The organism is Ignavibacteria bacterium, assembly GCA_016873775.1.
Taxonomy (GTDB): Bacteria; Bacteroidota; Ignavibacteria; order UBA10030; family F1-140-MAGs086; genus JAGXRH01.
The window spans coordinates 1-5,833 of sequence record VGWC01000101.1 but is presented as its reverse complement, the minus strand read 5'-3'; the positions used below and the strand labels follow the sequence as shown (position 1 = coordinate 5,833).

The window sequence follows — 5,833 nt, the reverse complement described above, 5'->3', positions numbered from 1 at the left end:
CGGAATTATCATTGCCGATTTCAAAACTGCATTGCAACAACATTCATCACTGCTCGAAAAATATTTTATGAATGATTGCGTACAAATCACTGATGGAAAATTTGTTTCGCAGCACGGAGCATTGGTTGAAAACGGTGTGTTTGTCTATGTTCCGAAAAATGTCAACGTTACGCTTCCGCTCCATTCTCATACTATTATTTCGCAAACAAACGCGGTGCATTTTCCGCATCTTATTATTGTGTGCGAGCCGCAAAGTTCATTGACGTTTATAGATTCGTATAATTCGCCGGAAATAATTTCTCAGAATGAATCATTTATTTCTTCTGCAACGGAATTATTTATCGGTGAAGGTGCGCGGCTCAATTACGTTTGTCTGCAAGAGTTTGGCGAAAATATGTTGTATCGCAATTTCAAACGCGCGATGTTGAAAAAAGATGCAATGCTTTCGTGGATTGAAGTTTCACTCGGCGGAAATCATTCGCACAACGACGTGGAAGTGTATTGCGAAGAAAGTGGCGTGAATGCAGAAATCATCGGAATTTATTTTGCCGAGAACGAACAAAAGATGAGTTTCAACACGCTGCAAAAACATATCGCGCCGCATTGCTACAGTAATTTGTTGTTCAAAGGCGTGCTGACGGACAAAGCGCAAACATCATATCAAGGATTGATTCGCGTTCACAAAGGCGCGCAAAAAACCGATGCGTATCAGAAGAATCAAAATATATTATTGAGTTCGGGTTCGCGCGCGGATTCACTTCCTGAATTGGAAATCGAAGCGGATGACGTTCGCTGCACACACGGAGCAACAGTCGGTCCGATTAAAGAAAACGATTTATTTTATTTGATGAGCCGTGGACTTTCGCGCAACGAAGCAACGAGGCTTTTAACGCTTGGATTTTTCAGTGAAGCGATAGACCAAATTTCTGTTGACGATGTGCGCGAAGAAGTAATGACATTTATTGAAAAGAGATTGGAAGAAGTGAAATGATTTGTCATTAGTCAGTTGTCATTGGTCATTAGTAAAGCGTTGAGTTTGAAAAATATTACGAATGACAAATGACTAATTACCAATGACGTTTATTAGTAACTTTGTTCCAAACAAATCTCTGTGAGAAACTATGACTTTGAAACTAAAAATCTTACGACAAGACTTATTTGACGAGTATAAAAAACGGCTTAAAGTTAATGTCGAGAGTGCGTATGCTTCCATAAAAAAGAAGCCGCAGACCGTTGAGGATTTCAAATTTTATCTTGCAAATTCTGCGGTACATTCTTCCAACATTGAAGGCAACACGGTAAATTTTGACACGTACTTAAAAGCGAGTGAGTTTAACTTGCACTTACGGACAAAAGAAATGAAAGAAATTGAAGACCTCATTGCCGCATATCAATACGCACGAGAAAACGAATTGACGCTTGCCAACATTTTAAGAGCGCACGAAATATTAACACGAACCATTCTTATAAAAAAGGAGCGCGGCAAAATCCGAAAAGTAAAAGTTGGAGTACGAAGTCAAGGTCGCTTAATCTATTTAGCAGTTGAACCGGAGTTTGTAAAACAAGAGTTAGTAAAGTTGTTCGCCGACATTGCAATCTTGCTCAAATCCAAACTGACAACAACGGAAATATTGTACTACGCCGCCTACATACATCTTGCGTTTGTGAACATTCATCCATTTGTTGACGGCAACGGGAGAGCAACGCGTTTAATGGAGAAATGGTTTTTGGCAAAGAAACTTGGCGATAATGCTTGGTTTATCACTTCAGAGAAAAATTATTGGGACAACAGAGCAGCATACTACAAGAACTTGCAACTCGGAGCCAACTATTACGAAGTGAAATATGAAAAGAGTATTCCGTTTTTATTGATGCTGCCAAACTCACTAAAGGAAAAGGTATGACACTGCTAAATAAAGTGCTGTAGAAGTGTTATGCATCTCTATCTTTAGAAATTTATGTTCAACCCAGAAAAAATAAAAAACGATTTTCCCATTCTTCAACGACAAGTGAATGGAAAAAGGCTTGTATATCTCGATAGCGCGGCAACATCGCAAAAGCCGCTGTGCGTGATACAAGCAATGGATGAATATTACAGAATGTATAATGCAAACGTTCATCGCGGCGTGTATTCCATCGGTTACGAAGCAACGGAAGCGTACGAACTCGCGCGAAAAAAAGTTGCGAAGTTTATCAACGCGCACACGGAACAAATTATTTTTACGCGCAACGCATCGGAAGCAATCAATCTCGTTGCAAGCAGTTGGGGACGAGCGAATTTACGTCGAGGTGATGAAATTCTTCTCACGCCAATGGAACATCATTCCAATTTAATTCCTTGGCAATTGATAGCGCAACAAACCGGTGCGAAGTTGAAATTTATTCCGCTCATCGAACCGGGAATGTTAGACATCGAACAACTTCCACAATTGATTTCAGAAAGAACAAAATTTGTCTCCGTCGTGCATTCATCCAATACACTCGGCACAATCAACCCGGTAGAAAAAATAATTACACTCGCACACGCTTACGGAGCAAAAGTATTACTCGATGCCGCACAAACAGTTCCTCATTCTGCTATTGATGTGCAAAAACTCGATTGCGATTTTCTTGTTTTTTCCGGACACAAAATGTGTGCGCCAACGGGAATCGGCTGTCTCTATGGAAAAAAAGAACTACTCGATGCGATGCCTCCGTATATGGGCGGCGGCGAAATGATTTCCGAAGTGCAGTTGGAGGTTTCAACATATCGAGAAATCCCTTGGAAGTTTGAAGCAGGAACGCCAAATATTTCCGGCGCGATTGGTCTTGGCGTTGCAGTTGATTATCTTTCGTCGCTCGGAATGAATAACATTCGCCTGCACGAAATCGAATTGACGAACTACGCTCTCTCTGTTCTGCAAGAAGTTGACGAGATTGAAATCTACGGACCGAAAGAAGAACGGGGCGGAGTTGTTTCATTTAACATCGCCGATGTTCACGCGCACGATGTTTCAACAATTTTGGATGAAGACGGAATTTGTGTTCGCGCGGGACATAATTGCACACAACCGCTTGTGCGTTGGCTCGGTGTCCCAGCAGTTGCACGCGCAAGTTTTTACATCTACAATACGAAAGAAGATTTAGATGCGCTTGTTGCTTCGCTTAAAAAAGTGAAAGAAGTTTTTTCATTTGCAAAATGAAAATGGAGTCCACTTTGGAAGTGGGCTCCATTTAGAAGTGTTATGAAACTCAACGAACTCTACCAAACAATAATTCTCGAGCATTACAAAGAGCCGCACAATGTTGGCGAAATTGCAAATGCTGATATTGAAACACGCGGTTACAACGAATCATGCGGCGATGACGTTCGCTTATTTCTAAAATTCAACAACGAAAAAAAGATAGACGAAATTCGTTTTAAAGGAAAAGGTTGTGCAATAAGTCAATCGTCAACATCAATGATGACGGATGCAATCAAAGGCAAAACAATTGATGAAGCGTTGCTGTTTGTTGATTCGTTCAAAGCGATGATGAGAGGGGAGAAGCAGTTTTCCGATGACGGCGATTACGAAGAACTTTCCGCGCTGAAAGGCGTTTTGGAATTTCCCGTTCGCGTAAAATGCGCAACGCTTTCGTGGAATACTATTCGCAATGGATTGCTGCAATTCAAAGAAAAAGAAAACGGCAAAACAAAAGTTGAAACGACAATTCACGATGAGGAATAGAATGCAAAATTCAAATTTCAAAACTCAAATAACAAACAAATTCCTAATATCAATTTCTAAAATTTAATCACTGGTTTGTAATTTGTAATTAGGATTTTATTTGACATTTGATATTTGTAGTTTGGATTTTCTAATAGAAAAATTACAATCTCCATTACACCAAATAAAATAATATGGAATGTTTATTTTGCAAGGCACAATGAAAAAACAAACTACACATTTCGACGTTCATCGAAAAGGTTATCACTTAACGTTTGATTCGATTCCCGCGTGGGTTTGCACACAATGCGGAGAAACTTTTTTTGAAGAAGAAGTGAATACGATTCAATCCACGTTGAAAACACTTGATATTCAAACAGAAAAGTTAGAGATTGAGGCATAATGAAATATTTTTCTAAATCGAATATCTATGACAAAAACCATGTAACTAATGCATGGGGAAATGTTTTTAAAAACAATCGAAATTTTTATCAAACTTCATATCCGAAATACTTATCTCGATTAAAACACCAAGATTTTATGAAATTACTTGAGAGTTTAATTCCTAACTCAAGTGAAAAAAAGATTATAGAATTAGGTTGTGGTAGAGGAATAGACTCATTGTATCTGGCATTTATGGGGTATAAGGTAACTGCATTTGATTATTATGAAATACCATTGAGGAATTTAAAAAATGCAAAAGAAAACTACGAAATGACTTTAAGAAGACCATTAGAACTAGATATCATTCAAGGGGATTTTTTTAACACTGGTTTTTCAGATGAAACTTTCGATGTCGTTTTTAATAGTGGTGTTATAGAACATTACTCAAACGAAAACTACAGAATTGAACTATTATCGGAAATGAACCGAATCACGAAAAAAGGAGGATATACAGTTGTAGCATTTCCCAACAAACTTCATCCTTTGGTAAATATTTGGGAATTTCTCAGAAATAAATTTTCTAACTTCGAAATTTACGAACTACCCGAATTTGAGATTTCTCCAGATGAAATCGAATTAGAAATGAAAAAATCTAATTTTGATGATATCACTGTAAAAGGAATAGATTTATACAATTCTATTTGCTATTATCCCCAATGGAGAGTTCTTCGATTATTGTCGTATATTTTGCGTGTTTTAGTACCTACTTCCCCTGTATCTTTATCTTTCCGATTAGGAACCAGGTTAGTATGCATCGGGAAAAAATAATCAACTATTCAATTTTAAAAGAAAAAAAATATAGAACCAAGTAATATAAAATTCGTTTTGTAAGAAATATTATCAGTAATCCTTTAAATGTCATCGTCTCAAATATTATATAGTCCTATGGAAAACACATTAGTCATTCAAGAAACACTTTCACAGCCAACGGTTTCGCAAGAGGAAATTTATATTACGGAGAAAGCGGCGGTGCAAGTTCAAAAAATAAAAATGGAAAACAACATCGCAGAGAATCACGCATTGCGCGTTGGAATAAAAGGCGGCGGATGTTCGGGGTTTTCGTATATGTTCGCATTCGATGACATTCAAAAAGAAAGTGACATTATTCTTGAACAACACGGTGTGAAAATTTTTGTTGACCCGAAAAATATGTTTTATCTCGGTGGAACCATTCTCGATTTCTCCGATGGATTAAACGGAAAAGGATTTGTGTTCAGTAATCCGAAAGCAACCAAAACATGCGGTTGTGGAAATTCGTTTTTAGCATCGTAAATTTTATGAGTAGAAACCAAGTTTATACATTGATATCTTCCGACCCGGAAATAATGCACGGAAAACCTTGCGTAAAAGGTACACGTATTCCCGTTGCGTTGGTTGTTTCAATGCTTGCTGACGGAATGAGTGAAGAAGAAATTTTGAAAGATTATCCTTCGCTGAAACGCCGCTCGATAAAAGCCGCATTAAAATACGCTTCGATGATGTGCGAGTATGAAACTGCAAGAATATGAAAGTGAAATTTCTGCTTGATGAAAATTTACCTTTTGAACTCATTCAGTTATTAGAGAAAGAAAATTACCTTGTTGAACACATAAAGAAAATCGGAAAGACTGGTTTGAAAAATGGAGCGGTATATTCGTATGCAGAGAAAAATAAAATGTGGATTATTACTCGCGATACTGATTTTCAAAGTATAGTAAAATTCA

8 protein-coding genes and 1 pseudogene are annotated in these 5,833 nt (G+C 37.7%); all 9 read left to right on the top strand.

What is annotated here, in order from left to right; translation table 11 throughout:
- The coding region (gene sufD / locus FJ218_10590) for a Fe-S cluster assembly protein SufD (GenBank protein ID MBM4167347.1) at positions 1-991 on the top strand (991 nt) is incomplete at its 5' end.
- A gap of 130 nt (positions 992-1,121) precedes the next feature.
- Positions 1,122-1,904, top strand: a complete 783-nt coding sequence (locus FJ218_10585) for a Fic family protein (GenBank protein ID MBM4167346.1) — start codon at positions 1,122-1,124, stop codon at positions 1,902-1,904.
- A gap of 54 nt (positions 1,905-1,958) precedes the next feature.
- A complete protein-coding gene (locus FJ218_10580) occupies positions 1,959-3,182 on the top strand; it encodes a cysteine desulfurase (protein ID MBM4167345.1) in 1,224 nt (407 codons plus the stop codon).
- 42 nt (positions 3,183-3,224) lie between these two features.
- Positions 3,225-3,707, top strand: coding sequence for an SUF system NifU family Fe-S cluster assembly protein (locus FJ218_10575; protein MBM4167344.1), 483 nt, complete (start codon positions 3,225-3,227; stop codon positions 3,705-3,707).
- Between the two features lie 173 nt (positions 3,708-3,880).
- Positions 3,881-4,089 (top strand): annotated as a pseudogene (locus tag FJ218_10570) (YgiT-type zinc finger protein).
- Positions 4,089-4,898 carry a class I SAM-dependent methyltransferase gene (locus FJ218_10565; GenBank protein MBM4167343.1) on the top strand — a complete coding sequence of 270 codons (810 nt, stop codon included), beginning with the start codon at positions 4,089-4,091 and terminating at the stop codon, positions 4,896-4,898. Before FJ218_10570 ends, FJ218_10565 begins: the two are co-directional and overlap by 1 nt.
- 117 nt (positions 4,899-5,015) lie before the next feature.
- A complete protein-coding gene (erpA, locus tag FJ218_10560) occupies positions 5,016-5,402 on the top strand; it encodes an iron-sulfur cluster insertion protein ErpA (GenBank protein ID MBM4167342.1) in 387 nt (128 codons plus the stop codon).
- Positions 5,403-5,407: 5 nt separating this feature from the next.
- A complete protein-coding gene (locus FJ218_10555) occupies positions 5,408-5,638 on the top strand; it encodes a DUF433 domain-containing protein (GenBank protein MBM4167341.1) in 231 nt (76 codons plus the stop codon).
- On the top strand, positions 5,635-5,833 hold a 199-nt coding region (locus FJ218_10550), incomplete at its 3' end, for a hypothetical protein (GenBank protein ID MBM4167340.1). The genes FJ218_10555 and FJ218_10550, both read left to right, overlap by 4 nt.

Excerpts from the sequence above, each read along its gene's own strand:
- erpA (MBM4167342.1), top strand. The coding sequence starts at position 5,016 with ATGGAAAACACATTAGTCATTCAAGAAACACTTTCACAGCCAACGGTT.
- FJ218_10580 (MBM4167345.1), top strand. The coding sequence starts at position 1,959 with ATGTTCAACCCAGAAAAAATAAAAAACGATTTTCCCATTCTTCAACGA.
- FJ218_10585 (MBM4167346.1), top strand. The coding sequence starts at position 1,122 with ATGACTTTGAAACTAAAAATCTTACGACAAGACTTATTTGACGAGTAT.
- FJ218_10575 (MBM4167344.1), top strand. The coding sequence starts at position 3,225 with ATGAAACTCAACGAACTCTACCAAACAATAATTCTCGAGCATTACAAA.
- FJ218_10565 (MBM4167343.1), top strand. The coding sequence starts at position 4,089 with ATGAAATATTTTTCTAAATCGAATATCTATGACAAAAACCATGTAACT.
- FJ218_10555 (MBM4167341.1), top strand. The coding sequence starts at position 5,408 with ATGAGTAGAAACCAAGTTTATACATTGATATCTTCCGACCCGGAAATA.